Origin of the sequence: Polaromonas hydrogenivorans, from assembly GCF_040105105.1 — a bacterium.
Lineage (GTDB): Bacteria > Pseudomonadota > Gammaproteobacteria > Burkholderiales > Burkholderiaceae_C > Polaromonas > Polaromonas hydrogenivorans.
This window is the reverse complement of sequence record NZ_CP157675.1, coordinates 3,875,953-3,902,239: the sequence shown is the minus strand read 5'-3', so window position 1 is coordinate 3,902,239 and position 26,287 is coordinate 3,875,953. Positions and strand designations below refer to the sequence as shown.

19 protein-coding genes are annotated in these 26,287 nt (G+C 63.6%); 15 read left to right on the top strand and 4 right to left on the bottom strand.

Annotated features, from left to right (window positions below; translation table 11 throughout):
- Positions 1 to 48: 48 nt before the first annotated feature.
- Positions 49 to 3,120 carry a type ISP restriction/modification enzyme gene (locus tag ABLV49_RS18745; RefSeq protein ID WP_349278832.1) on the bottom strand — a complete coding sequence of 1,024 codons (3,072 nt, stop codon included), beginning with the start codon at positions 3,118 to 3,120 and terminating at the stop codon, positions 49 to 51.
- 534 nt (positions 3,121 to 3,654) lie between these two features.
- Positions 3,655 to 5,454, bottom strand: a complete 1,800-nt coding sequence (gene arsA / locus ABLV49_RS18740; protein ID WP_349278830.1) for an arsenical pump-driving ATPase — start codon at positions 5,452 to 5,454, stop codon at positions 3,655 to 3,657.
- Between the two features lie 156 nt (positions 5,455 to 5,610).
- Between arsA and ABLV49_RS18735 the strand changes: the two genes are divergently transcribed.
- From ABLV49_RS18735 to ABLV49_RS18720, 4 genes are all read left to right on the top strand, one after another.
- On the top strand, positions 5,611 to 6,102 hold the full coding sequence (locus ABLV49_RS18735; RefSeq protein WP_349278828.1) for a nuclear transport factor 2 family protein: 492 nt from the start codon (positions 5,611 to 5,613) through the stop codon (positions 6,100 to 6,102).
- A gap of 14 nt (positions 6,103 to 6,116) precedes the next feature.
- Positions 6,117 to 6,737 (top strand): DUF2238 domain-containing protein, encoded by a 621-nt coding sequence (locus ABLV49_RS18730; protein ID WP_349278826.1) that lies wholly within the window; start codon positions 6,117 to 6,119, stop codon positions 6,735 to 6,737.
- A 224-nt stretch (positions 6,738 to 6,961) separates the two neighbouring features.
- Positions 6,962 to 7,555, top strand: coding sequence for a hypothetical protein (locus ABLV49_RS18725; protein ID WP_349278824.1), 594 nt, complete (start codon positions 6,962 to 6,964; stop codon positions 7,553 to 7,555).
- Positions 7,556 to 7,640: 85 nt separating this feature from the next.
- Positions 7,641 to 8,006, top strand: coding sequence for a hypothetical protein (locus ABLV49_RS18720; RefSeq protein ID WP_349278822.1), 366 nt, complete (start codon positions 7,641 to 7,643; stop codon positions 8,004 to 8,006).
- 2 nt (positions 8,007 to 8,008) lie between these two features.
- Here the strand turns inward: ABLV49_RS18720 and ABLV49_RS18715 are convergent, their stop codons facing one another.
- Both ABLV49_RS18715 and ABLV49_RS18710 read right to left on the bottom strand, forming a co-directional pair.
- Entirely contained in the window at positions 8,009 to 8,827 is an 819-nt protein-coding gene (locus ABLV49_RS18715) for a UPF0149 family protein (RefSeq protein ID WP_349278820.1), read from the bottom strand.
- Between the two features lie 92 nt (positions 8,828 to 8,919).
- Positions 8,920 to 9,639, bottom strand: coding sequence for an NUDIX hydrolase (locus ABLV49_RS18710; protein ID WP_349278818.1), 720 nt, complete (start codon positions 9,637 to 9,639; stop codon positions 8,920 to 8,922).
- A gap of 122 nt (positions 9,640 to 9,761) precedes the next feature.
- Between ABLV49_RS18710 and ABLV49_RS18705 the strand changes: the two genes are divergently transcribed.
- From ABLV49_RS18705 to ABLV49_RS18655, 11 genes are all read left to right on the top strand, one after another.
- Positions 9,762 to 10,625: a cysteine hydrolase family protein gene (locus ABLV49_RS18705; protein WP_349281789.1), complete on the top strand. Its 864-nt coding sequence runs from the start codon at positions 9,762 to 9,764 to the stop codon at positions 10,623 to 10,625.
- A gap of 33 nt (positions 10,626 to 10,658) precedes the next feature.
- Positions 10,659 to 11,852, top strand: a complete 1,194-nt coding sequence (pncB, locus tag ABLV49_RS18700) for a nicotinate phosphoribosyltransferase (protein WP_349278816.1) — start codon at positions 10,659 to 10,661, stop codon at positions 11,850 to 11,852.
- 13 nt (positions 11,853 to 11,865) lie between these two features.
- Positions 11,866 to 13,566, top strand: coding sequence for an NAD+ synthase (locus ABLV49_RS18695; protein ID WP_349278814.1), 1,701 nt, complete (start codon positions 11,866 to 11,868; stop codon positions 13,564 to 13,566).
- Positions 13,567 to 13,574: 8 nt separating this feature from the next.
- The gene (locus ABLV49_RS18690; RefSeq protein WP_349278812.1) at positions 13,575 to 14,639 is read left to right on the top strand and encodes a bifunctional nicotinamide-nucleotide adenylyltransferase/Nudix hydroxylase; all 1,065 of its coding nucleotides are present in this window, start codon (positions 13,575 to 13,577) and stop codon (positions 14,637 to 14,639) included.
- Positions 14,640 to 15,291: 652 nt separating this feature from the next.
- Positions 15,292 to 16,527 carry an MFS transporter gene (locus ABLV49_RS18685; RefSeq protein WP_349278810.1) on the top strand — a complete coding sequence of 412 codons (1,236 nt, stop codon included), beginning with the start codon at positions 15,292 to 15,294 and terminating at the stop codon, positions 16,525 to 16,527.
- 75 nt (positions 16,528 to 16,602) lie between these two features.
- Complete coding sequence (gene dhbC / locus ABLV49_RS18680) at positions 16,603 to 17,790, top strand: isochorismate synthase DhbC (protein WP_349278808.1); 1,188 nt, start codon at positions 16,603 to 16,605, stop codon at positions 17,788 to 17,790.
- Entirely contained in the window at positions 17,790 to 19,415 is a 1,626-nt protein-coding gene (locus ABLV49_RS18675; protein ID WP_349278806.1) for a (2,3-dihydroxybenzoyl)adenylate synthase, read from the top strand. The genes dhbC and ABLV49_RS18675 overlap by 1 nt, the downstream gene beginning before the upstream one ends.
- A gap of 16 nt (positions 19,416 to 19,431) precedes the next feature.
- On the top strand, positions 19,432 to 20,313 hold the full coding sequence (locus ABLV49_RS18670; protein WP_349278804.1) for an isochorismatase family protein: 882 nt from the start codon (positions 19,432 to 19,434) through the stop codon (positions 20,311 to 20,313).
- A 26-nt stretch (positions 20,314 to 20,339) separates the two neighbouring features.
- Positions 20,340 to 21,374, top strand: coding sequence for an alpha/beta hydrolase (locus ABLV49_RS18665; protein WP_349278802.1), 1,035 nt, complete (start codon positions 20,340 to 20,342; stop codon positions 21,372 to 21,374).
- 24 nt (positions 21,375 to 21,398) lie between these two features.
- Positions 21,399 to 25,292 (top strand): amino acid adenylation domain-containing protein, encoded by a 3,894-nt coding sequence (locus tag ABLV49_RS18660; protein WP_349278800.1) that lies wholly within the window; start codon positions 21,399 to 21,401, stop codon positions 25,290 to 25,292.
- Positions 25,289 to 26,050, top strand: coding sequence for a 2,3-dihydro-2,3-dihydroxybenzoate dehydrogenase (locus tag ABLV49_RS18655; protein ID WP_349278798.1), 762 nt, complete (start codon positions 25,289 to 25,291; stop codon positions 26,048 to 26,050). The genes ABLV49_RS18660 and ABLV49_RS18655 overlap by 4 nt, the downstream gene beginning before the upstream one ends.
- Positions 26,051 to 26,287 lie beyond the last annotated feature (237 nt).

Sequence of the window (26,287 nt, the reverse complement as noted above, 5' to 3'; positions counted from 1 at the left end):
CGAATGGCGAACAACTGGTGATTTCAGTCCTGCGTCAGCCGCTTCGCGCTAGCGCTTGAGCGCCTTCATGTCGTCCATGACCCTGACGGTTTCCACGCTCACGGTGGTCACGCGCATCAACAGGGCTATCACCTTGTCCTTGTAGTCGGCAAAGCGGTAGGTGTCGAACTTCTCGCGGATGGTCGGGTCTTTGGGCTTTTTTTCCTTGTACTGGTCCAGCACCCAGTCGAGCGCGCTGCGGTTGCCCAACTTGTAGTTCCAGGCTTGGGGCGGAATGCCGCGCAGCGTGGTTTCGGTGTCGAGCGCGATGCTGCCGGCTGCCATGTCGGCGCGCAGCAGGGCCTTGGGCGGCAGACCGGCGGCGCGGGCCTTGGCGTCGGGTTCGTCGGTGCGCGTCAGGGCAAACGGCGGAATGGTTTCATAGTCGATGTGCAGCGCCATCAGCACTGAGCCACAGCCGACCCATTGCCAGAAGTCGTTAGGGAATGTGCCGTACAGCGGAATGCGCGGAAACTCGCGCTTCAAGTTTTGTGCGTACTTTTCGCGGTAAACCGGGTCGTGCAGCACGGCGTAGCAGTAGTGAAAGATGGCTTCCTTAGTGATGGGGCGGGCGGCTTGGTAGGCGTAGTGGGTGGTGAATTGCTTGAGCGCCCAGTCGGTGATGTTGTCTGTTACGTGTCCGTCCGCTGTGGAGGCGAACGGCAGACATACGCCGCCTGCTGCTGCACCGACGAAATGCAGGTCGGGAATGCCAGCGACTGCGCACGCGAGCCACGGCTTTTGCGCTGTTGGGTCCGTAACAACGATGCTGCCCCAATGACTCGTATCGCCCGACCGCAAACTCTCGCGAATCCCAAGTTCATCAATGAATAGGCGCGAGTCATAGAGATAGGTCTTATAGAAGGGGCGGTATGCGGCTTTCGTGATGCGCTCACGGTCAAATGGCTCGCGCTTGCCCTGCTCGTGGCGCCGCTTGAGATTTCTTGACCACTTAATTTCTGTATTCGTGCCGGCGGACTTCTCAGCATTGAATCGTGTCACGAAAAAATCCATCTTTCGCGCCAGCAACTCTTGCGAGTCGCCGTAGATCCATTCATCCCGATTGGTGGACACTCCAAAACCGAACTGCTTAAAAATCGCCCCTTCCCCCGCCGCCGACTTTGCCGCCTTGGTCGCCTTGCTGGCCAGCGGCAGCAGCGTCTCGAAATCGTTGCTCGTCAAATTCACCCAGTTGCCCGTCTTGTCCGGCTGCACCTCGTCGAAGTCCAGCCCGCGCATCGGGTGACTGGCCAGGAAACCGAGCTTTTCCTCGGCGGTTTCCAGCTCGGGGCGGCGAATGTAATGCACGCGGGCGGGCCGCTTGTCCTTCGCGCTGCTGGTTCGCTTGACCATGAAGCTGATCGCCACGCCGGTCTGGATGCCGAAGACGTTGTGCTTCGTGCCGCTGAGCTTGGGGTTTGCGCGCACGTCGCCGCCCAGGTCCACCACGTAGATATCGGCAAACTCCTGCGCCACCGTTTTCCGAAAACCATCAAACGTGCGACTCTCGATAAAGCTGCGGTTGGTGACAAAGGCCAGGATGCCGTTTTCGTCGAGCCGGTCGCTGGCCCAGCGAAAAAAGCGGGCGTACATGTCGTAGAGCTTGGTTTTCTGCGCCGTGCTCTCGGCGATGTAGGTCTGCTTGATGCGCGCATCAATGCTCTGGTAGGTGCGGTTTTTGTTGTTGTCGTTTTCATTCGCCTGGTTGGCGTTGTAGGGCGGGTTGCCGATGACGACGCTGATGCGCTTGCTGTTCTGGCGCTTGATGCGGGCGACGTTTTCCTCGCTCACGCTGCCGAACAGGTCGGCGTTCACGCCCCTGGCGGCGGTGTGCAGGCCCACGTTGTCCAGCGTATCGACAAAGCACAGGCTGGGAAACTCCTCGTAGCGGCCGCTCAGGGCGGCAAACGTCGCCTCGATGTTCAGGTTGGCCACGTAATACGGCAGGATGGCGACTTCGTTGGCGTGCAGCTCGTGCCGGTATTTGTGTTCGAGCTTCCTGGGCTGGCCGCGAAAGTGCTCTAGCAGTTCGCAAATGAAGGTGCCCGTGCCGGTGGCCGGGTCGAGGATGTCCACACCCTTGTCGATCAAATTTTTCTTGAAGTGCTTTTCGCACAGCCAGTCGGCGCCGTCGATCATGAAGCGCACGAGCTCATTGGGCGTATAGACCACGCCCAGCCGGTCGGCGGCCTTGGCGTTATAGACCTTGTAGAAGTTCTCGTAGATGACCTTCAAAAAGGTCTGCTTTTCGCCGTGGCTGGAAATCTGCGCGGCGGCGGCGCGAATCGCGGCGTAGTAGGGCTCCAGCCCCTTCAGTGTCTGCCGTTTCAGCGCGCCGGTAAAAAACGCGCCTTCGAGCGCATACAGCTCACGGGCGACGTTGTTGTGCTGGTGAAAGTCGGAGTCGTCAAACACCTTGGAGAAGATTTCCTCGGTCAGGATGTGCTGGATCAGCATCTCGCGCACGTCCGCCTCGTTCAGCGCCGGGTTGATGGCTTCCTGCGCGTGGAGCAGGAATTTTTCCTCGGCTTGGCGAAAGCTGGCGTTGGCGTCGTGGGCGCGCTCGATCATTTTCCTCAGAGCCTCAAGCACGGCCGGAAGGTCGGTCTTGAACTGCTCGACGGCGGCGCGAAAGCCGGCGATCTCGGGCCGCTCGAAGCTGAAAAAGAGTTTCAGCAGTTGACCCAGCGCTTCGGTGTCGGTCATGTCACAGCGCAGCACTTCCCGCCGGTTCTGCCACAGCACGGCCAGCGCGTCATCGCTGAAGATGATGTTGTCCTGCGGGTAGCCCTTGCGGAATTTTTTGGCGACTTCCGCGTCCAGGTCGTCATCGGCGTCCTTGGCTTCCCAGTAACCCAGCGGCATGCGTAACTCGTGCAGCAGCGCGCCATCGACGGCGATGTTGGTTTTGGTGGCGGTCTTGAGCGGGTATTCGGCCAGGAAGATCAGCCCTTGCTGCTTGCCCCAGGCCTTGAGCAAGTCCTTGAACGCCTCTCGCACAATGGTTTCGCGGGCGCTGCCGCTGACGCGCCGGATGATGTCGAGCTGCTTGAGATAGTCGTTGATGAGGAGTTGGCTCATGGGGTTCCCTGTTGGGCTGGATTTTAGGCGGGCTCCAGCGCCTGAATCTGGGATTTTTAGACTAAATCTGGCTTTTGCGCATGCTGTGCGGGCGCAGGCAGCTATATTTTTTATAGCGTATTGGCTGCAGCCGTGCGATAGGCCTGATCGGGCCGATTTCGAACGTCGGGGGGCGCAGTTCCAGCAGACGTTCCTTCACCATGGGCGTTAAAAAGCGGGACTGACGCTTCTCGGCGTCCCGATTGGGGGGAGCTTGTGGCTAATTGGCGGGAGTCCGACCGCAATTGGGGGGAGTTTCGTTCATGAATATCGATATGGATGCTTGATTGGGGGGAGTCCTGCGCAACCTTTTACCTGCGCCGTCACCACCGGCTGCATCACCGCCCTGTCCAGGCTTGTCAACCGCTCGCCCAATCAAAAACTCCCGTCATACCTGCGAAGGCGGGTATCCAGACTCGTTTGAACATTCAACCCGTGTTGCTGGATTCCCGCCTTCGCGGGAATGACGAACGGGAAGTTATTACTTTTTACATCCTAAACAGGATTGGCTGCGGCCAGCGCGCCCAGCGCCTTCACCCCCACCGGCGACTCAGGCAGCCACGGCAGCACGAAGGTCCGGCGCGCCAGCCCGCCGGCAATCCGCGCCGCCTGGCGGTGCTCGCCGGCCAGCCGGGCCTGCAGCAGCGGGTCGCTCGTGCCGGTGGCGGCGATGCTTTTGTTGATGACCCAGGCCCAGGGCTCGATCTTCGCGCGGCGCAAATCGTCCTGCAGCGCGGCGGCCTGGCTGACCGGCGTGACTTCGGGCAGCGTCACCAAAATGACGTGCGTCATGGCCGCATCCTGCAGCCGCATCAGCGGGGTGATGAGGTGCATGGCGTTGGAACTGCTTTCATACTGCTGCAGCATCTGCCGGTGGTAGGCGCCGGTGGCGTCCATCAGCAGCAGGCTGTGGCCGGTGGGCGCGGTGTCCAGCACCACGAAAGCGCTGCGCGCCTCGTTCACCACGCGGCTGAAGGCGTGGAACACGGCGACTTCCTCGGTGCAGGGCGACTGCAGGTCTTCGAGCAGCAGCGCCCGGCCTTGGTCATCAAGCGCCTTGCCGCGCGTCGCCATGATCTTGGCAATGTAGGCTTCGGTCTCGGCCTTGGGGTCGATGCGGCCGACCTTCAGGTTCGGCAGGCTGCCGTTCAGCGTTTTGGCCACATGCGCGGCCGGGTCGGTGGTGGTCAGGTGAACGCTGTGGCCGCGCTGCACCAGGCCCACGGCCAGCGCGCTGGCAATCGTGGTCTTGCCGACGCCGCCCTTGCCCATGACCATGATCAGCCCGTGCCCCATGGCGGCGAGTTCATCGGCCAGCCGGCTCAAGGGCTCGGCTGGCAACTCGGCGGCGGCCAGCGCAACCGGCGCGCTTGCCGGAATCGTCCCGCCGCCCAGCAGCGCGCGCAGGGCGCTCAAGCCCACGGTGTCGAAGGCGCGCAGCGGCACTTCGTCGCGCGGCAGGCGGGCCAGCGCATCGGGCATCTGCGCGATGGCCTCGATGCCCAGCGCTTCGAGGGCGCGGGCGGTCGGGTCGTCGGGGCGAGCGGCATGGAACACGCCGTTGATGACCAGACGCTGGTTGGAAAGACCCAGCGTGCGCAGCTCTTCGGCGGTGCGCGCCGCCTCCTGCATCGGGCGCGGGTCGGGCCGGGTGACGAGGACGACGGTCGTGAGCCGCGCATCGCTCAGCGCGGCCAGCGCGGCGTTGAAGCGCGCCTCCTGCATCTTCAGGCCCGAATGCGGACCCAGGCACGAGGCGCCCCGGTCGTTGCCGGCCAGAAAGCCGCTCCACGCCTTGGGCAGGCTGAGCAGGCGCAGCGTGTGGCCGGTCGGCGCGGTGTCGAAGATGACGTGGTCGTAGCCGCTGTCCGCGCCATCGCCTTCGCCGGCCAGCAGCGCGGCGAATTCGTCGAACGCGGCGATCTCGGTGGTGCAGGCGCCTGACAACTGCTCGCGCACGGTCTTGCGCTCGGCGTCGCTGGCGCTGGCTTCGAGTTGCGCCAGCACGCGCAGCCGGTAGGCCTCGGCGGCGGCGTCCGGGTCGATGTTGAGCATGCGCAGGCGCGGCACGCCGGGCACTTGCGCGGGCTGGTTGGACATCGGCATGCCCAGCATTTCGTCGAGATTCGACGCCGCGTCGGTGCTGACCAAGAGCACACGCCGGCCCGCGTCGGCCAGCGCAATCGCCGTGGCGGTGGACAGCGAGGTCTTGCCGACGCCGCCCTTGCCGGTGAAGAACACAAAGCGCGTGGGTGCAAGGAGAAAGCCGGGGGTGGAATTTGTAGCGTTGTTCATGGCAATAGCATGCCGCACGGCGGCCGCAAAATCTTGCGTCAGGTCAATGGCCGTTTGATGTGCGGCCGTTTCTATTTCAGGCGCATGGACTGGTATAAGTTCGCAGGCGCTGTCGCCGCCTTTTTGCCTTAACAACCGCCCGCCCAAGGAACCCAGATGCACCCCAACCAGACCCGGCTCGACCATTTTTACGCCGCCTTCGCGCGCCTTGATGCCGATGCCATGGCCGACTGCTATGCGCCAGACGCGCAGTTCGACGACGAGGTGTTTTCACTGCGCGGTCATGAGCAGGTCAGCGGCATGTGGCGCATGCTGTGCGAGGCCACGCAGGCCAAAAACCGCGACGCCTGGAAGCTGGTGTACAGCGGCATCGAGGCCGACGACAAAACCGGCAAGGCGCACTGGGAAGCCGACTACCGTTTCAGCGCCTCGGGGCGCAAGGTGCACAACGTCATCGACGGCGTGTTTGAATTCAATGACGCGGGGCTGATCACCCGGCACCGCGACCGCTTCGATTTCTGGGGCTGGTCACGCCAGGCGCTGGGCATTCCCGGCGTGGTGCTGGGCTGGACACCGTTTTTTCGCAACCAGGTCAAACAGCAGGCGGCGGCCAATCTGGACAAATACCTGGCCAAGCGCAGGGCTTGACGGTGCGCAGCGCCATGACAGAAGCAGCGCGCGCCCGGCTGCTGGCCGGTCTGGGCCTCTTGGTGCTGGCCGCGCTGGTGGCATCTGGCGTGTCGCCGCATGACCGCGCGACCTGGCTGCTCGAAGTGGCGCCCGTGCTAATTGCCGCGCCCGTGCTGGGGGCGACTTGGCGGCGCTATCCGCTGACGACGCTGCTCTACGCGTTGATTGCGCTGCACATGTTGGTGCTGATCCTGGGCGGCGCCTACACCTACGCGCGCGTGCCGCTGGGTTTCTGGCTGCAGGACGCGCTGCACCTGGCGCGCAACCCCTACGACAAGATCGGTCACTTCATGCAGGGGCTGGTGCCGGCGATGGTGGCGCGTGAGGTCTTATTGCAGCGCGGCTATGTAAGCAGCCGGGGCATGGCGGCGTTCCTGTCGGTGTGCGTGGCGATGGCGATCAGCGCCGTGTATGAACTGATCGAGTGGGGCGTGGCACTGGCTGCGGGCAGTGGCGCCACCGACTTCCTGGGAACGCAGGGCGATGTGTGGGATACGCAGTCGGACATGTTCTGGGCGCTGCTCGGGGCGATGGTGGCGGTGACGGTGTTGCGGGGGTGGCATGACCGGCAGATCAGGGCGATGAGCTACTAATTTGATAGCTGTGTACGCCCGTCCTTATTGCGTAATAGCCTTAAAATATGCTGAAAACGTGGCTTGAGCCTTCAGGCGGCGCTTGGGGCTATAGTGGCGCAGTCCATCTGTCATTAAACCTATCAGACAAGCCAGTTCCAGGAGGTTCTCGTGTCCAGATTAAACCGCAGTCGCCGATATGTACCGCAGGGTTTACGGCACACATTACGTTAGACCTCAAAAGAATGGCGACCGAAAAAACATTTTTTGACGATTGGCTGAAGGATCGGCTGTATCGAGATATCGTCTACAGGTTTGCCTTAGTAGCGTCTGTTTCTAGCCTTGCTACCTACTTTGCATTAGTGCGACGAGGTATTCCAGCTATTTGGTATTTCAGCCAGTTAACTGACTCAGTGGCACCACTTGTAAACACGTTCGGATCCTTCGGGGCTGCACTCTGTGTGCTCGCAATGATGTTAAAAGACCTCGAAGTACTGTGTTCCAACGACTTCGGACAGGAGTCGTTGCTAGGAAAATTGGGCGGTGTTGTTCGGCGTGTTGCTGGTGATATTTCTCTTTGGACTTTTGGGGCTCTCACCGCTATGGTGATTACCGCATCAGTCGCTGCAGTGTCAGCGTCAGCTACGGTTTCTAGTGCCTTGTCTCTGCTCTTGCCATATTTCCTTTCCGTGGCTCTTTTGATTGGCACAGGCATAGTTAATTTTTTCGTTCGCCGCAAAGAGCCTTCGCCTTGGCACACAATTTATCGTTCGCCTTTTCAAGCTGTCATCGCCTACGGCACAGTTCTTTCAATCCAATTGGCTGCAATTTTCATGTAGGCCCTATGAGGCCTAACCATTGTTCCCTAACGGACTGGTTTTGGCGGTCGCTGAACTCAAACATTAAGCGGCTCTGTGTACCGCCATGCAACCACAACGTCCCACCGAAATTCGTTCTTGCGCCCTAACCGCCATCAAAGCCGCCCACACCCTCGTCTGGGCCTTCTTCGCTGGCTGCATCATCGCGATTCCCGTGGCGTCCTGGCTGGGCGAACACCGCGCCGCCGCTTGGCTGACAGCCATCGTGTTCGTTGAAGTGGCGATTCTGGGATTGAACAAAATGCGCTGCCCGCTCACCGGTTGGGCGGGGCGCTATACCGATGACCGCCGGGACAACTTCGACATCTACCTGCCGCTTTGGCTGGCCCGGCACAACAAGACCGTCTTCGGCGCGCTTTACGTGGCCGGCGCAGCCTTCGCGCTCGTTCGCTGGCTGCGCGCCTCAGGCTAGCTTCACGCCCCGCAGCACTTCTTGTACTTCTTCCCACTCCCGCAAGAGCAAGGGTCATTGCGCCCCGGCGTGGCTTCCCTGCGGATGGTCTCGACCTTCGGCCCCATGGTCTTCCACAGTTCGCGCAGGTCGTACACCGCCCAGATGGCTTCGCCGAACGCATTGAGCCGGGCGATGCTGGTGCTGGGCGTGCCTTCCTCGCTCAGCGGCGAGACTTCGGGCGCGGCGGCGTCGTCCTCGGTCATGGCGACGATGGCCTGCAGCGCGCCGTCCAGCCATTTGGCGGCGTCCTTGTCGCGCGGGGCGGCCCATTCGTCGGACCAGCTTTCGACCGCGAACATGAAGCCCAGCGCCCACACCTGCGCGAACGCGGGCAGGTCTGCTTTCGCAAACGCGGCCTGTTCCTCGGGCGGCATGTCGGCCACCACGCCGCGAATGTCCATCACTTCGGGGTGGTAGCAGGCGTCGTCTTCGAGCGAATCGACTTCGGCATCAAGCGCGGTTTCAACTTCGTTCCAGCGCTGGTTCCAGAGCGCGAGAAAGCGTTCGCGCTGTTCGTCGCTGGCGAACGAGCCGCTGTCTTCGTCGGGCTCCTCGCCCTCGACCGGCAGGCCGAGCAGCACGCCCAGGTATTCGTAGTCAGGAATCGGGCGGCGCGAGCAGATCACGGCGGCCATGAAGCCTTCGCAGAATTCCCACTGCGGCGTTTCGTCGTAGCGGCTGCGCAGGTCGTCCAGGATGGCGTCGAGTTCGTCGAAGGCTTCGGTTTCCATCCACGCAGTGTCGGCGGAGGTGGCTGGGGTGAGGTTTGAATTTGTCATAAAAAAAGGTACGGTCCTGAGCCTCCCGCGAGGCTCTTGGGGCAAAGTGTATCGCCCCATGGCCGCGCCGGTTCTAGCGCTTCAGCCGGGTTTTAACTGCTCCTGGGGCTGAAAGGCCTCGGGAAATACACCGCCGCCGCCCTGTCCTTCAGGCGGTAGCCCATCGCCGGCCGGGGCGAGCCGACATCCAGCAACCCCTGCTCGTCCAGAAAACCGGCCGCCAGGGCGCGGGTGCGAAAGCCGCTCTTGTCCACCGGGCGGCCCAGCACGATTTCATACACCTTTTGCAACTGAGGCAGGGTGAAGGGCTCGGGCAGCAAAAAGGCCGGCAGGGAGGTGTATTCGACCTTGCTCCGGAGGCGCTCCAGCGCGGCCTGCAGGATGTCGGCATGGTCGAAGGCCAGCGGCTGGCCGGGCGGCGGTTCATTGACGGGGTGCCATTGGGCGAATTTGCCTTCCTCCTGCTTCAGCTGCACGGCATCGGCAGGCAGCAGGGCAAAGTAGGCATGCGTGGCGGACCAGCCGCGCGGGTCGCGGCTCTTGCTTCCCCAGCTGCCCAGCTGCTCCAGGTAGGGGCTTTGCACCCCCGTCTTGTCGAGCAGCTTGCGCCGGGCGCAGCTTTCGAGTGAGTCATCCAGCCGGACATCGACAAAGCCGCCCGGCAAGGCCCAGGCATTCGGAAAAGGCTCTTCCGGCCCGTCAGGGCGCCTGACCAGCAAGACCTGCAACTGGCCGTCCAGCACGGTGAAGATCACCACATCGACCGTGGTCAGCGGCCTTTCAAAATCTGGAATATCCCTGGTGGCCATCATTTTTTTGCGTTCCGGTTGAATCAATTCGAGTAAGGTTGTATTATACAACCCATGCAAAGGTTGTTCAGTGCAACCTAATTCAGCCACTTCAAGGAACAACCGCCATGCCAGCCCGCCGCCTTATGAAGAAAAACATCCAGCTTCTCCTCATCGACCCGCAAAACGACTTTTGCGACTTGCCCGCCGACTGGCGCCCGCTCGACCCCTTGAGTGGGCGGGCGCTTGCTCCGGCGCTGCCTGTCGCTGGCGCGCATGAAGACATGCTGCGCCTGGCCGGGCTGATCCGCGAAGGCGCGGCCGGCATCTCGGCCATCGCGCTGACGCTGGACTCGCACCACCGCTTTGACATCGCGCATCCGACCTTCTGGCAAACCGGCGTGGGCGGCAGCGTCAACCCGTTCACGCCGATCAGGGCGGCCCAGGTGCGCGATGGCCGCTATGTTCCCAAAGACCCGGCCATGCGGCCCAGGGCGCTGGCCTACCTGGATGCGCTGGAGCAGCGCGGCCGCTACACCCTGATGGTCTGGCCGGTGCATTGCGAAATCGGCAGCTGGGGCTACACCATCCACCCGGCCGTCAAGGCGGCCTGCAACCGCTGGGAAGACCAGCATCTCGCCGTGGTGCAAAAAATCAGCAAGGGCAGCAATCCCTGGACCGAGCACTACAGCGCCCTGCAGGCCGAGGTTCCCGACGCGGGCGATGCCGCCACCCAGCTCAACCGGGCGTTCATCGCCGAACTGGACCGCGCCGACCAGATCATCATTGCCGGCGAGGCCAGCAGCCACTGCGTGAGAGCGACGACCGAACACCTGATCGACCACCTGCCTTCCGGCCAGCCCGGCAAGGTGGTGCTGCTGACCGACTGCATGAGCCCTGTCGGCGGCTTCGAGGCGCAGCATCAGGCTTTTCTGGCGGATATGGCCAGTCGCGGCGTGCGGCTGGCAACCAGCGCCGAAATACTTCCCGCCCTGTTAAACAACGCCTGAGCGGCGCCCGAATTCACCCACGGAGAACCCCTGATGCAAGCCATCATTCAAAGCCTGCTGGACACCGACCTGTACAAGTTCACGATGTGGCAAACCATGCTGCACCGCCATCCGCAGACGCAGGCCGAGTACAGCTTTGTCTGCCGCAACCAGCCGGGCTATCCGCTGGCCGATCTGCTGCCCGAGGTCAACGAGCAACTCGACCACCTCTGCAGCCTGCGCTTTCAGCCCGAGGAATTGCGCTACCTGCGCGGGCTGCGCTTCATCAAAAGCGACTTTGCCGATTTTTTGCGGATTTTCCAGTTCCAGCGCGAGTTCATCTCGGCGCGGGCCGACGGCCAGTCGCTGGTCATTCAGGCGACCGGCCCCCAGGTGCATGTGATGGCGTTTGAAATCTTTGTGCTGTCCATCGTCAACGAGCTGTATTTCCGCCGCTTCGACCAGCCGGCCGCGCTGGCGCAGGGCCGCCAGCGCCTGCGGGACAAGATCGCGCTGCTGCGGGACTTCGGCAAGGAGCCGGCCCTGCGCCATCCGTTCGAGTTTTTCGATTTCGGGGTGCGGCGCCGGTTCTCGCGCGACTGGCAGACCGAGGTGGTCGGCACGCTGCAGCGGGAGCTGCCAGACTATTTCAAGGGCACGTCCAATGTCCTGCTGGCCAAAACGCTGGACCTCGTGCCGATTGGCACCATGGCCCACGAGTACCTGCAGACCTACCAGGCGCTGGGCATGACGCTGCGCGACTTCCAGCGGGCCGCGCTGGAAGACTGGGTGCAGGAGTACCGGGGCGACTTGGGCGTGGCGCTGACCGATGTCGTCGGCATGGACGCCTTTCTGGCCGATTTCGACCTCTACTTCGCCAAGCTGTTCGACGGCCTGCGCCATGATTCGGGCGACCCGTTTGTCTGGGGCGAAAAAGCCCTGGCCCACTACGCCAAACTGCGGGTGGACCCGCACAACAAGCGCCTGGTGTTCTCGGACGGGCTGGATATTCCCGCCGCGCTCGGGCTGTACCGCGCCTTTGCCAACCGGACCCAGACCGGCTTTGGCATCGGCACGAATCTGACCAACGACATGGGGCTGACACCGCTGAACATCGTGATGAAGCTGACCGGCTGCAATGACCGGCCGGTGGCCAAGCTGTCCGACAGCCCCGGCAAGACCCTGTGCGACAACGAGACCTTCCTTGCCTATCTGCGGCAGGTGTTCAATGTCCCGTCAGCTGTCTGAGAAGGCGCTTCCCATGCTCAAAATCACCGTCGCGCAACTGAACTTCACGATTGGCGATCTGGCCGGCAACGTCGCCAAAATGGTCGCGGCCGCCCGCAGCGCCTGGGCCGATGAATCCGACATCGTGGTGTTTTCTGAAATGGCCCTGACGGCTTACTATCCCGGCGACCTGCTGGACGAGGACGGCTTCATGGAACGGGTCGATGCGGCCTTCGCGGATCTTTTGCTCGCTTCGCGCCAGATACCCGGCCTGCACTGGGTGGTCGGCCTGCCGGCGCGCTGCGATGCGCCGGGCAAGAAGCTGATCAACGCCCTGCGCGTCATCCAGGGCGGCGAGGTGCTGCTCGAATACGCCAAGCAGCTGCTGCCCACCTACAACATCTTCGACGAGCGGCGGCATTTCGAGCCCGGCCAGGACGTGGCCAAGGTGCTGCGCATCCGGGGCGTGCAGGCGGGTTTTCTGATCTGCGAGGACGGCTGGAACGACCACGGGCTGGACTATGCGGTCAATCCTTTCGAGCGCCTGCGCGACGCCGCGCCTGACCTGGTGATTTCGATCAACGCCAGCCCGTCCAATACCGGCAAGCGCGAACAGCGCCACCAGGTATTCAGCGCCGCCAGCCGGCGCAACCAGCTGCCGATCCTGTATGTCAACCAGGTGGGCGGGCATGACCAGCTGGTGTATGAAGGCGCGTCCTTTGCCGTGGAGCCTCGGGCCGGCGTGGTCCATGAGGCCGGGCGCTTTGTGGAAGAGGTCAGCACGCTGCGTTTTGACAATGGCCGCTTTCTGACGCTGGCCGGCGACCGCCCGGCAAAGGTGCCGGTGGAGGGCTTGCCCCTCATGGCGTTCTACCGGCGCCAGATCGTGCTGGGCCTGCGCGACTATGCGCGCCGCTGCGGTTTCAGCCGCGCGGTGATCGGCTCATCGGGCGGCATTGATTCGGCGCTGACGCTGGCGCTGGCCGTCGAAGCCCTCGGCCCGGCCAATGTGGTAGCCATCACCATGCCCTCGGAATTCTCGTCGGCCGGCTCGGTCGATGATTCTGAATTGCTGTGCCGGAATCTGGGCGTCGAACTCCTGCGCCATCCCATCAACGGCCTGGTAGCGGAATTCTCCAGCGGTTTTAAAGCCGCCTTCGGCCAGCCGCTGCAGGGCATCGCCCTGGAAAACCTGCAGGCGCGGGCGCGCGGAACGGTGCTGATGGAATACTCGAACAGCTTGGGCCATCTGCTGCTGACCACCGGCAACAAGTCCGAGCTGTCGGTGGGCTACTGCACGCTCTACGGCGACACCAACGGCGGCCTGGGACTGATCGGCGACCTGTACAAGACGGAGGTGTTTGCCCTGTCGCGCCACCTCAACGAAACGGCAGGCAAGGAACTCATTCCCCAGGCCATCATCGGCAAGGCGCCTTCCGCGGAACTGGCGCCCGGCCAGAAGGATGTGGACAGCCTGCCGCCGTATCCGGTGCTCGACGAGGTGCTCAAGCTGCTGATCGAGGGGCGGCGGCTGGCGCCTGGGGAGTATGAAAAAGCGGCCAGCTTCGTCGATGCGTTGCGCAAGGAAGCCGAAAACCACGCGATGATAGAGCGCATCCGGGGCATGATTGCGCGCAATGAATACAAGCGGCGCCAGGCCCCGCCCATCATCCGTCTGCGCGCCCGCGCCTTCGGCACCGGGCGGCAGATGCCGATTGCCGCCAAGTTTGAATAATCTTCCCCATGACAACACCCATCGCTGCTCAACACTACGACGTTTCGGTCTGCATCGGCCGCTTCCAGACCTTTCACCATGGCCAGCTGGCGCTGCTGCGCAGGGCGCTGGCATCGGCGCCGCTGTGCATCGTCGCGCTCGGCTCGGCCCATCAGGCGCGAACGCCCAAAAACCCGTTCACCTGGCAGGAGCGCGCCGAAATGATCCGGCTGGCCCTGCCCGAGGCGGACCGCAGCCGGGTCCGGTTTTTGCCGGTGCGCGACTATTACGACCAGGAGCGCTGGGTGGGCGCCGTCCGGCAGGGCGTATTGGCGCTGGCGGGCGCGACCGCCGGAACTTCCTTTGTCCTGGTCGGGCATTTCAAGGACGCCACCAGCCAGTACCTCGAAGGCTTTCCGGGCTGGACGCTGGACGCCTTGCCGCTGCAGGGCAATATTGACGCCAGCGCCTTGCGCGACGCCTATTTTGGCAATGCCGGAACCGCGCTCGATGCCACGCTGGCCGCGCTGGTCAGCCAGGCGCCCGCCAGCACGCTGGCGTTCCTGCGCGCCTGGGCGGCGCTGCCGTATTTCCAGCAACTTGCGCAGGAGTGGGACAACCTGCGGCAGGAAAAAGCGCGCTGGGCCGGCTCGCCGTACCCGCCGGTGTTCGTGACGGTCGATGCCGTGGTCCAGTGTGGCGGCTGCGTGCTGCTGATCCGGCGCGGCTATGCGCCCGGCAAGGGCCTGCTGGCGGTGCCGGGCGGCTTCATCGAGCAGCGCGAAACCGTGTACCAGTCGGCCCTGCGCGAGTTGATGGAAGAAACAGGTCTTCAATTGCTCGAAGGCGACATGCACCATGCGCTGAAGGCCGTGCATGTGTTTGACCACCCCGACCGCAGCCAGCGCGGCCGCGTGATCACCCATGCGCATCTGTTTGACCTGGGTTCGCGCCGCCCGCCCGAAGTCCGGGCCGCCGACGATGCCGCATCCGCAGAGTGGGTTCCGATTGAAAAACTGGCCAGCCTGGAAGACCAGTTCCATGACGACCATTTCCACATGCTGGATTTCTTTTTCTCGCTGACACCGCGCTAAAGCAGTTCCAGGCATTGATCGAAGCTGGCGGGCCGGGCTGGTGACCCGCGCTGCTGCTTCTGGCGCCCTCGATACCGATGTTCTCCGGCAGTTTCATGCTATTAATTAGATAGCTTCTTGCGCCTACGTAGCATGCGCAAAAGGCATTTTTGGCATGAAAATCGGTAACCACCCAGGTCGCCACATGCTCCCGAGCCCGCATGGCTCCTTCCCCCGCTGGGGGAAGGCGGGGATGGGGGCTGGCGGAGGTGGCCGGGCAGCCGCTGCCGGGTTCGTGACTGCCTCTGGAAATAGCGGCCGGGCTGCTGGCCTGAGCGCCCCCTGCGACAAGCCCCCATCCCAGCCTTCCCCCAGTGGGGGAAGGAGCAAATCGGGGACGCTGACGTAGTTACCGGAAATCAGGCCCACACCAAACCTTCTGGAAGACGAGGCAGACGGGGAGGCGGGCTCAAACATCTTTCTTGTTCCCGCAAATAAAACCCCCGGCGATTGTTGCCATACTAGCCACGTCGCTTCTAAATGAAAATCATTCTCAATTGAGTGGGTGATCAGCTCCCTGGCAAGGCAAGAGCGCAAGGCAAATGCACCTGCAGGCCGACGGCGTGAATTTTGAATACGAATGAAACGGGAAAATCACATGACGGCGTCCAGCATGACAGCGAACCCCTTGCCACTGGCGGAAAAGCAGGAGCGCCTGCTGGTGTTCACGCTGGCAGGCATACAGTTTTCCCACATCCTTGACTTCATGATCATGATGCCGCTGGGCCCCAGCCTGATTGCGGCGCTGAAGATCGACACGCAGCAATTTGCGCTGCTGGTGTCGATCTACACGCTGGCCGCTGCGGCCAGCGGACTGCTTGCCGCGACCTTTGTTGATTTTTTTGAACGAAAAGGCTTGCTGCTCACGCTGTTTGCGCTGTTCGCACTGGCCACCTTGCTGTGCGCAATGGCGCCCGACTACCAGACGCTGCTGCTGACCCGTGGACTGGCGGGCGTCTTTGGCGGCGTGCTGGGGGCATTGCTGCAAACCATCGTCGGGGACGTGATTCCTTTCGAGCGGCGCGGCCAGGCCAGTGGCGCGGTGATGTCGGCCACGGCGGCGGCGTCCGTGCTGGGGGTGCCAGCGTCGCTGATGCTGGCCACGGCGCTGGGCTGGCAGTGGCCTTTCGTGGCGATTGCGGCCATTGCCGTGGTTTTCCTGGGGCTGGCGGCGCGCCATGTTCCGGCCTTGCCAAGGCGCCCGACAGCCCCTGCCGGGCGCGGCTGGAGACAGTCTTTTGGTGGCATTGGCGCGGTGTTGCGCGACCGCAATCATTTGATGGCGATGCTGTTCATGACCCTGGGGGCGTTTTCGACCTTCACCGTGATCCCCTATCTCACGCTCTACCTCGTCGGCAATGTGGGCCTGAGCGCGCAGCAGTTGCCCATGGTTTACGCCCTGGGCGGAATGGCTGGTTTTTTCAGCGCGCGATGGATAGGCCGCCTGGCTGACCGCTGGGGCAAGGTGCGCACCTACCGGCTGATCGCGCTGCTGTCGATGGCGCCCATCTTCATGCAAACGCATATGCCGCCGATGGCGCTGGGCTGGGTTCTGCTGTGCAGCACGCTGTTTTTCACGCTGGGGCTTGGCCGCGCGATACCGGCCATGGCGATCACCATCTCGGCGGTGCAGCCGCCGCTGCGCGGCACGTTCCTGTCGCTCAATTCAGCCGTCCAGCAGCTGGCCTGCGGCGCGGCGGCTTTTCTGGGCGGGCTGATGATCAGCCAGACGCCGGCTGGCACCATCAGCGGCTATGGCGCCGCCGGCTGGCTGGCCATTGGCCTGACCGGACTGACGATCCTGCTGGCCGGAAAAATCCACATGCATACCCGGCCGCCTGCGGCCTGACAGCGCCCTGCCTGGGAATGGCTCAACTTGCCTTTAAACAGGAATGATTTTCATTCAACCATCAAAGGAATCAAGATGAATGACGTTTGCAGAGGATTGATCGACACGCAAGCCGAGCACCTGTTGGCGGGGTATCGCAGCGAGAACCCGTTTTTCTTTGCCACGCCCGAGCACACGCTGCTGGCGCAAGGCCAGCATGCAACGGTGCCGCAGGCGAAGAATCTGGCCGCCCTCAGCCAGGTGGTGGATGCGGTGCTGAAAAAAGCCAGGGACCAGGGCCACCCCAACCCCATCGTGGTGGGCGCCATCCCGTTTGACGCCCGGCAAGCCGCCTGCCTGTGCATTCCGCAGCAGGTGCTGTACGCCGGTCCCTTGAGCCGGCGGGCTGAAGCGGTTTCGCCGCGAGCGGGCGCATTCACCATCACGCCCCAGCCGGCCCCGCAGGTTTACGCCGACGGCGTGGCCGAGGCGGTCGAGAACATCAGGAACAAGCGGCTGAGCAAGGTGGTCCTTGCGCGCACGCTGGAGCTGGCCGCAGCCGAGGCGATTGATGTGCAATGCCTGCTCGAACGCCTGGCCCGGCGCAATACGCACGGCTATACCTTTGCCGTTGATCTGGCGGGCACGGGGCAGGGCACGCTGATAGGCGCCAGCCCGGAACTGTTGCTCAGCCGCCGGGGCCTGCAGGTGCGCTCCAATCCGCTGGCCGGCTCGGCGGCGCGGGCGACGGACGCCATGGAAGATGCCCGCCGCAGCCAGGCCTTGCTGACATCCGCCAAAGACCTGCATGAGCACAAGGTTGTCGCCGATGCGGTGGCCAGGGGGCTGCGGCCTTATTGCCGGACGCTTGACGTGCCGGCGAGCCCAGCGCTGATCCACACGGAAGCGATGTGGCATCTGTCGAGCGACATCCGGGGCGAACTGGCGCATCCGCAGGCCAGTTCGCTGCAGCTCGCTTCCAGCCTGCATCCCACGCCGGCGGTCTGCGGCTATCCGAACGAGAAAGCGTTTGAGCTGATCAGCCAGATCGAAGCGTTCGACAGGGGCTTTTATGCCGGCATGGTGGGCTGGTGCGATGCACAGGGAAACGGCGAATGGGTCGTGACCCTGCGCTGCGCCAAGGTGAAGGGCCGCAGCATGCGCCTGTTTGCCGGGGCCGGTGTGGTCGCCGAATCAGAGCCTGAAAGTGAACTTGCCGAAACCGCAGCCAAATTCAGAACCATGCTCAATGCCCTGGGCCTGGCGCCAGAAGGAGTGCTCTGATGCTGGAACACTGCACACCCTGGCCCGAAGCGCTGGCAGCCCGCTACCGTGCCCAAGGCTACTGGCGGGGCGAAACCTTTCCTGGCGTGCTGAACGAGCGCATCGAACAACACGGCGAGCGGCTGGCCATCGTCAGCGACACCCGGCGCTGGAGCTACCAGGCGCTGGGCGCCGAAGTGGAGCGCATGGCAGCGGGCTTTCATGCCCTGGGCATAGGCGCCAAGGACCGGGTCGTGGTGCAACTGCCCAATTGCGCTGAATTTTTTGCGGTGATCTTCGCGCTCTTCAGGCTCGGCGCCTTGCCGGTCTTTGCATTGCCAGCGCATCGCCGGTTCGAAATCAGCCATTTTTTCCAGCACACGCAAGCGGTTGCCTATGTCATTGCCGACAGGCATGCCGGATTTGATTACCGCAGCCTGGCGGGCGAAGTGAAAGCCGGCGTGCCAAGTCTGCGGCATGTGCTGGTTCTGGGCGAGCCGGGCGCCTACCGTTCGCTTGATGATTTGCCCCGGCTGGCAGGTGAATTGCCGCCGCCGCCCCGGCCCGGCGATGTGGCGTTTTTTCAGCTCTCGGGCGGCAGCACCGGAACGCCAAAACTGATTCCCCGCACCCACGATGACTATCTCTACAGCATCCGGGCCAGCGCGCAAATTTGCCAGCTCAGCGCCGAGAGCGTCTATCTGAGCGTCATTCCCGCCGGGCACAACTTCACGCTCAGCTCGCCCGGATCGTTGGGGACGCTGTACGCCGGCGGCACTGTGGTCATGTGCGCCCACCCCAGTCCGGAGGTGGCGCTGGCGTGGATCGCCAGGGAGCGCGTCACCATCACGGCCTTGGTGCCGCCGCTGGTTCCGGTGTGGCTCGATGCCGTGAAAAGCCTGAAGCCCGATCTGCGCAGCCTCAAAGTGGTGCAGGTCGGCGGGGCGCGTTTCAGCAGCGACATGGCGCGCCGTGTGACGCAGGAGCTTGATGCCACGCTGCAGCAGGTGTTTGGCATGGCCGAAGGTCTGGTGAACTACACCCGCCTTGATGACCCCCTCGACGTGATCCTGCACAGCCAGGGGCGCCCGATCTCGCCCGACGATGAAATCCGCATTGTTGATGACGACGACCAGCCCGTGGCGCTTGGCGAAATCGGCCATTTGCTCACGCGCGGGCCGTACACGATTCACGGCTATTACCAGGCCGAAGAACACAACGCACGCGCCTTTACCAGCGATGGTTTTTATCGCACGGGGGATCTGGTCAGGCTTGGCTTGGATGGCAATCTGGTCGTCGAAGGCCGTGCCAAGGACCAGATCAACCGTGGCGGCGAAAAAATTTCCGCCGAGGAAGTCGAGCATCAGCTGCTGGCGCACGCAAGCGTCGTCGATTGCGCCATCGTTGCCATGCCGGATGCGTATCTGGGCGAAAAAAGCTGCGCCTTCGTGATCCGCCAGGACGAGAGCGTGCGCGGCATTGACCTGATCCGCTTTCTGCGCGAGCGCGGTCTGGCGACCTACAAGATTCCCGACCGGATCGAATTTCTGGCCCGGTTTCCCAAGACCGGCGTCGGAAAAATCAGCAAGAAACATCTGCGCCAAGACATCGAGGCGCGCCTGGCAGCGGCAAGCACCAACCCATGAATGGATGAATTCAACAATGGCCATACCCAAAATAGCTTCCTACCCGATGCCCGTCCAGGCGCTGGACAACCGCGTGAACTGGCAGCCCAATGCCCGGCGGGCCGTGCTGCTGGTGCATGACATGCAGGACTATTTCCTGGATTTTTATGACCGGAACAGCGCGCCGATACCGGAATTGATCGCCAATACGCGCCGGCTGATCGACAAGGCGCACGCGCTGGGCATTCCGGTGGTGTACACCGCGCAATTGCCCGAGCAAACGCCCGTCGAGCGGGGGCTGCTGCAGGCAATGTGGGGACCGGGCCTGACGGCCCAGCCGCAGCGCAAAAACATCGTCGCAGCGCTGGCCCCCCAGCCGCAGGACATCGTGCTCGATAAATGGCGTTACAGCGCCTTCCAGAAATCCAGCCTGCTGGAAATGATGCGCAATCAGGCGCGCGACCAGCTGATGATTTGCGGCATTTACGCGCACATCGGCTGCATGATGACGGCGTGCGAAGCGTTCATGAATGACATCCAGGCCTTCTTTGTCGCCGACGCGCTGGCCGATTTCTCCGCCCATGAGCATGACATGGCGCTGCGCTACGTCGCCCAGCGCTGCGGGCTGACGATATTGACGCAAACCCTGGTCGCGGGCTTGCAGGCTGCCTTGCCCGCTTCGATGACAGAACTCAAATCCCTCATCGCCGGCAGCCTGAAAATCCCGGCCTCTGAACTGCAGGACGAAGACAACTTGCTCGACTGGGGACTGGACTCGATCCGCATCATGTCGCTGCTGGAAAACTGGCGCCGCGCAGGCCTGGACATCACCTTCATGGCGCTGGCCGAGCAGCCCACGCTGGCCGCGTGGTGGGCGCTGCTTTGCAGGCGTGAGCCGTCACCCACGGCCGGCGCTTGAAAACCGGCCGCACGGCAGGAAAAAAAATGACAGCACCAAATGCCGCAAAGGCTTCGCCCATGTTCCACCGCCTGTTATCCATGATGAAGATGAGTCTGCTGGTTTGTGGGGTTTTCATGCAGGTCAGCCATCCCGGTTATTCGCAGCCGCTGACTCCTGAAGCGCTGGCGCCCTTGCCCGCCAGCTGGGCGCCGGCGCAGTTGTCGCGCAGCTACAGCTTCGACATCGATTCGACGAACACCGGCCAGCGCTACCGGATTCTGATCGGATTGCCGCACAAGGCCGCTTCGGCAACGGGCTACCCGGTGCTCTGGGCGCTCGACGGGCTGGCGAGTTTCCCCTTCATGGAGGTCGCCCGACCCAGGCCAGCGGCGCCCAACGAGAGCGCGCAATGGCGGGAAAAAATTGGCAACGAGCCCGCCGGGCTGATCGTTGCCATCGGCTATGCCAGCGGCGAGGCGATTGATGTCAACGCGCGAGCGCTTGATTACACGCCCCCAACGACAGCCAAGACGGGCGATGCATTTTCCAGCCAGCACGGTGGCGCAGCCCCCTTTCTGCGCTTCCTCACGCAGGAGCTGCGCCCGCTGCTGGCGCGGCATTTTGCTATGAATCCGCAGCAGCACACGCTGTTCGGATTTTCCTACGGCGGCTTGTTCGCCCTGCACACCTTGAGCACGCAGCCGCAGTATTTCCAGCGCTACTGGGCGGCGAGTCCGTCGCTCTGGTTCGGCGACCACCAGACCCTCAGGGAATTGCCGCAACGCCTTGAAGCACTGAATTTCAGCCAGCATCCCGCGCAGGTCATGCTGACGGTGGGCCTGGACGAGCAATACCCGGCGAGCTTTGCGTCGCCGGCCGTTCAAAAGAGGCTGGAGGCCCGAACCATGGTGGACAGCGCCAAGCGCTTTGCACAGATCCTGGCCGAGGCGGGGCAGGCCGATTTGCAGGTGAAGTTTCAAGGCCTGCCTGCGCACGACCATCACGACATGCTGATGCACGGCGCCAGGCGCGTCATCGACTTTGCCTTTGCCCCTGATTCCGCCGCACTGCTGCGCTAAAGATCGAACCCGGAAATTTCCACCATGACCCTAACCTCAACGCGTTTGCCCGCCAGCTCAGCTCAGTATGGAATCTGGATGGGCCAGCAGATGGCGCCGGAGAGCCCGAGCTACCTGACTGCGGAAGTGATTGAGCTTCGCGGCGCGCTCAACCTGGAGGCCCTGTCCGCCAGCGTGGCCGACGTGCTGAACAATTGCCACACGCTGCATATGCGTTTTCAAATCGACGACGAGGGCCTGTGGCAATGGCCGCAAACGCCCTGCGTCGCGCCCCTGGCACACCATGACTTTCGCCATGAGGCCGACCCCGAGGCCGCCGCGCAGCAATGGATCAGGCAATCGCTGTCCGTTCTGTGCGACCCGACGCGCGACCCGCTTTACCGCAGCGCGCTGCTGCAGGTCGCCGACGAAAAGCAGCTGTGGTATCTGCAGGTTCACCATATCGCGATGGACGGATTTGGCTACGGACTGATCTGCCAGGCCGTGGCCGCGCGCTACAGCGCCCGGGTCAGGTGCGAGCCGCTGCCGCCGCTGGCGGACTGGTCACTCGATAAAGTGCTGCAGGCTGAACAGACCTACAAGGCCAACGGAAAATTCCAGCAAGACAAGGCCTTCTGGACCCGGCACCTGCAGCAGGTTCCCGCGCCGGCCACCATCGCCGCGCCGCAGGCGTTTTCGGACGAAGTCACGCGCCACGGCAGCCGATTGAGCCTGGGCGACATCGAAGCCTTTCAGCAGGCTGCGCAGCGCTGCGGACAGGATTGGGGCAGCTGGATGCTCGCGGCCATCGGCCTGTGGCTGGCCAAACAATCCGCCCAGCGCCAGCTCACCTTTGGCCTGCCGGTGATGAACCGCCTGGGCACGCCGGCGCTCGGTGTGCCCTGCATGGCGATGAATATCGTCCCGATGAGTGTTTATGTCGATCCTGATCAGGACATGCAGGCCCTGAGCGCGCAGCTTGCGGGCAGCCTGCGCAGCATCCGGCCGCATCTTTACTACCGCTACGGCTGGATACGCGGCGATCTGGGCCTGATGGAGGTTCAAAAGCATCTTTTCAACCAGGCGGTCAACCTGATGCCGTTTGACCGGCACGCACCGTTTGAAGGGCTTGAGAGCGCCATCCATCCGGTCAGCGCCGGCCCGGTCAAAGACCTCAACATCAGCCTTTCCGTGCTCAATACCGAATGGCGGCTGCTGATGGAGGCCAACCCGAACGCCTACAGCGCAGAACGCCTGGCGGCGCTGCAGCAAAGCCTGCTGCAATGGCTGCGCACGCTGGCCGCGCATCCCGCGCAGGCCAGCCTGGCGCCGCTGCTGCAGGACTTGCCGCCGCTGTCCATGGTTCAAGGTCCGGCGCTGACCGGGCCAGTGACGCCCGTCATCGAGCGCCTGATCGATGCCGCAGCCAGTTCGCCCGGCAAACCCGCCATCGAGTCTGACGGCGGGGCCATCTCTTACGCCGAGCTGCTGCAAAAAGTGCGGCAACTGGCCGCCCGCCTGGGTGCCGGCGGGCTTGGCGCCCAGCAGCGCGTGGTGATCCTGCTGCCGCGCAGCCCGGAGGCGATCATCGCCATCCTGGCCACCTTGTGGGCGGGCGGCTGTTATGTGCCGCTGGACCCGCTCGGCCCTTCCAGCCGTCTTGAGACGGTGCTGGCCGATGCTGATCCGCAGCAGATCATTACCCTGCCATGCTGGGCCGGCAAAACCGGCACGCTGCCAGCGCTTTACATGGATCAGCCTTGCGAATCCCCAGCGCCTGATGCGCCAGCGCAGCCGCCCTGCGCCGTGAGCGGCAGCCGTCCGGCATATCTGCTGTACACCTCGGGCTCGACCGGAAAACCCAACGGGGTGCTGGTCGGGCACGGTGCGCTGGCGCATTTTGTCGCCAGCAGCGGCCAGCTCTACCAGATCAGCGCCAGCGACCGCATCCTGCAATTCGCGCCCTTGCACTTCGATGCCAGCATCGAAGAGATTTTTCTGGCGCTGTGCCATGGCGCCACGCTGGTGCTGCGCAATGACGCGCATCTTGACTCGATCCCGGCTTTCACCCGCTTTGTCGAAAAAGCGCAAATCACCATCCTGGATTTGCCAACGGCCTACTGGCACGAACTGGCGCATGCGCTCGAACCCTCGCTGGCATCGCAATTGAGCCGGGTCAGGCTGACCATTGTGGGTGGCGAGGCCGCGCTGCCCGAACGCGCCCGCCGCTGGCAATCCCTGCTGCCTGACAGTGTCCTGCTCAACAGCTACGGACCGACTGAAGCATCGGTCATCGCCACAAGCGCCATCCTGAGCGGCAAGGGGTCGGTCTGGGACGGCAGCGACACCCTGCCGATTGGCCTGCCGCGACCCGGCGTTGAGGTGCTCGTCGTCGATGAGCATCTCTATCCGGTAGCCCAAGGCAAACCGGGCGAACTGCTGATCTGCGGCGAGGCGCTGGCCCTTGGATACCGCCATGACGAAGCCTTGACCGCACGCCGCTTCGTGTCGCTGCACTCGCGCCCTGATGCGCCGCGCGCCTATCGAACCGGCGACCGCGCCTGCCTGCAGGACGGGCAACTGGTGTTTCTGGGCCGCCTTGACCATGAAGTCAAGATCAGCGGCCTGCGCATCGACCCGGCGGAAGTTGAAAATGCGCTGCTGACCGATCCGGCCATCCGTGAAGTCGCCGTGGTCGCTATTGCGCGTTTGCCGGCGGGTTACGCACTGGCGGCCTTTGTGGTGGGTTCCGAAGCGCTGGCGCCGCAACCGCTGCGCCGCCGGCTGGCCGACCTCCTGCCTGCCGCCGCGATCCCCGACCACTGGCATTTTCTGGACAGCCTGCCGCGCAATGTCAACGGCAAGATTGACCGCCAGCATCTGGCGGGACTGATCAGCCAGCGGGAAATCGCACCGCTGCCCGGCGCCACCGCGCTGGAGCAACAGATCATGCAGGTCTGGCATGACGTGCTGGGCGAGATGCCGGACAGCGTGCATGCGAATTTCTTTGACCTGGGCGGCAAATCGCTGCAAGCCATTCAGGTTTCAAGCCGGCTGGGCCGCGCTTTGAAACGCGAAGTCGCCGTATCGGCGCTGTTCAATCACGCCACGGTTCACGCGCTGGCCAAGGCGCTGAGCGCACCGGCCGCACATCGCCCGCCCCCCACCGGCGAAGACCAGGCCTTTGCACCGTTGCTGACGATCCAGCGGGGCAGTCATCCGGCGCTGTTCTGCCTGCATCCGGCCGAGGGCCTGTCGTGGTGCTACCTGGGCCTGGCCCGCCACTTGCCCGATACCGCCATCTACGGCCTGCAGGCGACCGGGGTTCAATCCGGCTTGCCCGGGAGTTTTGACGCGCTGGTGGATGATTACCTGGCGCGGATACGCCAGCAGCAAGCCAGCGGCCCCTACCGCCTGCTGGGATGGTCGCTGGGCGGCGCGCTGGCACAGGCCATTGCCGTGAAACTCTCGGCCATCGGCGAGCAGGTTGAGCTTGTCGCGCTGATGGACAGCTATCCGGCCTCGGCCTTTGAAGCGTGGAGAGCGCCCACATTGCATGACGCGCTGGTCGCCTTGCTGAGCGTGACCGGTGAAGTGGAGGCCGAAACGCCTGACGCCATCTACCAGCGCCTGCTGCGCCCCGGCAGCCCGCTGGCGCCGCTGGGCCGCGCGGCACTCGGGCAACTGGGCGAAGCCGCATTGCACGGCATGCAGCTGTTCCGGGCCAGCCAGACGGCCTGCTACCGAGGCGACATGCTGCTGTTTCATGCGGCGCAGCGCGAAGCCCACGCGCCCCAGCCCTCGTCGTGGCTGCCTTACTTGAAAGGCAAGCTCGATTGCGTCGAACTCAACTGCAACCACTTCGGCATGAGCGACCCGGTGCCGATGGCTTGCATTGGCAAGGAACTGGCCGAACGGCTCAAAGGAAAAAAAGCATGAACGGAAAAATAGCCATCGTGACCGGCGCGGCGCAAGGCATAGGCGCTGCCGTCGCCCTGGCCCTCGGCCGCCGGGGCGTGCGCGTGGCGGCGCTGGACATCCAGGCCGACGCGCTGGCGCAGCTGGCCGGCCAGCAGCCTGACGGCATTCACCCCTACCCGGTCGATTTGCGCGCCAGCCAGGCGGTCAATGCCGTGGTCGAAAAGATTGAAGCCGAGCTGGGGCCGGTTGACATGCTGGTCAACGTGGCCGGCATTTTGCGCATGGGCAGCATCTGCGACATGAGCGACGACGACTGGGACGCCACCTTCGCGGTGAACCTGCACGGCGTGTTTTATCTGTCCAGGGCGGTGGCGCGGCGCATGCTGCCGCGCAGGCAGGGCGCCATCGTCACCGTCGGCTCCAACGCCGCCGCCGTTCCGCGCCTGCAGATGGCGGCCTATGCGGCGTCGAAGGCGGCGGCGGGCCACTTCACCAAATGCCTGGGGCTGGAGCTGGCCGGGCACGGCATCCGCTGCAACGTGGTGTCGCCCGGCTCGACCGACACCGCCATGCAAAGGGCGTTTTGCCCGTCGCCCGAAGATGTGCAGAAGGTGCTGGACGGCTCCTTGCCCGGCTACCGCACCGGCATTCCGCTGGGGCGCATCGCCAGCGCGCAGGACATTGCCGCAGCGGTCGTTTTCCTGCTCGGCGACGAGGCGCGGCACATCACGATGCACGACTTGCGGGTGGATGGCGGGGCGACGCTGGGGGTTTAGGCGGCGGCTGCCGCTGCCGGGTTGCGGGCTGACGCGGGGCAAAGCCTGCCCGGATGGCTGGCTGGCGGAAAACACGCAGGCAAGAAAACTCCTGAATTGATAGCGGCTTGCGCAGGCAGTAGCTGCGCCAGAGGCCTGAAAGGCTGGAATTTTCCTTGGACTGCTGGCTGGTTGAAACAAATGCGCTCTACTATCGGGAATGTCACTCGGCGACCTCCACAACCCCAAAGCTGCAGC

What these genes read in the sequence shown, in the direction of transcription:
- ABLV49_RS18660 (WP_349278800.1), top strand. Translation starts at nt 21,399, where the DNA reads ATGACCCTAACCTCAACGCGTTTGCCCGCCAGCTCAGCTCAGTATGGA.
- ABLV49_RS18670 (WP_349278804.1), top strand. Translation starts at nt 19,432, where the DNA reads ATGGCCATACCCAAAATAGCTTCCTACCCGATGCCCGTCCAGGCGCTG.
- ABLV49_RS18705 (WP_349281789.1), top strand. Translation starts at nt 9,762, where the DNA reads ATGAAGAAAAACATCCAGCTTCTCCTCATCGACCCGCAAAACGACTTT.
- ABLV49_RS18730 (WP_349278826.1), top strand. Translation starts at nt 6,117, where the DNA reads ATGACAGAAGCAGCGCGCGCCCGGCTGCTGGCCGGTCTGGGCCTCTTG.
- pncB (WP_349278816.1), top strand. Translation starts at nt 10,659, where the DNA reads ATGCAAGCCATCATTCAAAGCCTGCTGGACACCGACCTGTACAAGTTC.
- ABLV49_RS18695 (WP_349278814.1), top strand. Translation starts at nt 11,866, where the DNA reads ATGCTCAAAATCACCGTCGCGCAACTGAACTTCACGATTGGCGATCTG.
- ABLV49_RS18725 (WP_349278824.1), top strand. Translation starts at nt 6,962, where the DNA reads ATGGCGACCGAAAAAACATTTTTTGACGATTGGCTGAAGGATCGGCTG.
- ABLV49_RS18655 (WP_349278798.1), top strand. Translation starts at nt 25,289, where the DNA reads ATGAACGGAAAAATAGCCATCGTGACCGGCGCGGCGCAAGGCATAGGC.
- ABLV49_RS18690 (WP_349278812.1), top strand. Translation starts at nt 13,575, where the DNA reads ATGACAACACCCATCGCTGCTCAACACTACGACGTTTCGGTCTGCATC.
- dhbC (WP_349278808.1), top strand. Translation starts at nt 16,603, where the DNA reads ATGAATGACGTTTGCAGAGGATTGATCGACACGCAAGCCGAGCACCTG.
- arsA (WP_349278830.1), bottom strand. Translation starts at nt 5,454, where the DNA reads ATGAACAACGCTACAAATTCCACCCCCGGCTTTCTCCTTGCACCCACG.
- ABLV49_RS18715 (WP_349278820.1), bottom strand. Translation starts at nt 8,827, where the DNA reads ATGACAAATTCAAACCTCACCCCAGCCACCTCCGCCGACACTGCGTGG.
- ABLV49_RS18735 (WP_349278828.1), top strand. Translation starts at nt 5,611, where the DNA reads ATGCACCCCAACCAGACCCGGCTCGACCATTTTTACGCCGCCTTCGCG.
- ABLV49_RS18665 (WP_349278802.1), top strand. Translation starts at nt 20,340, where the DNA reads ATGACAGCACCAAATGCCGCAAAGGCTTCGCCCATGTTCCACCGCCTG.
- ABLV49_RS18720 (WP_349278822.1), top strand. Translation starts at nt 7,641, where the DNA reads ATGCAACCACAACGTCCCACCGAAATTCGTTCTTGCGCCCTAACCGCC.
- ABLV49_RS18710 (WP_349278818.1), bottom strand. Translation starts at nt 9,639, where the DNA reads ATGATGGCCACCAGGGATATTCCAGATTTTGAAAGGCCGCTGACCACG.
- ABLV49_RS18685 (WP_349278810.1), top strand. Translation starts at nt 15,292, where the DNA reads ATGACAGCGAACCCCTTGCCACTGGCGGAAAAGCAGGAGCGCCTGCTG.
- ABLV49_RS18745 (WP_349278832.1), bottom strand. Translation starts at nt 3,120, where the DNA reads ATGAGCCAACTCCTCATCAACGACTATCTCAAGCAGCTCGACATCATC.
- ABLV49_RS18675 (WP_349278806.1), top strand. Translation starts at nt 17,790, where the DNA reads ATGCTGGAACACTGCACACCCTGGCCCGAAGCGCTGGCAGCCCGCTAC.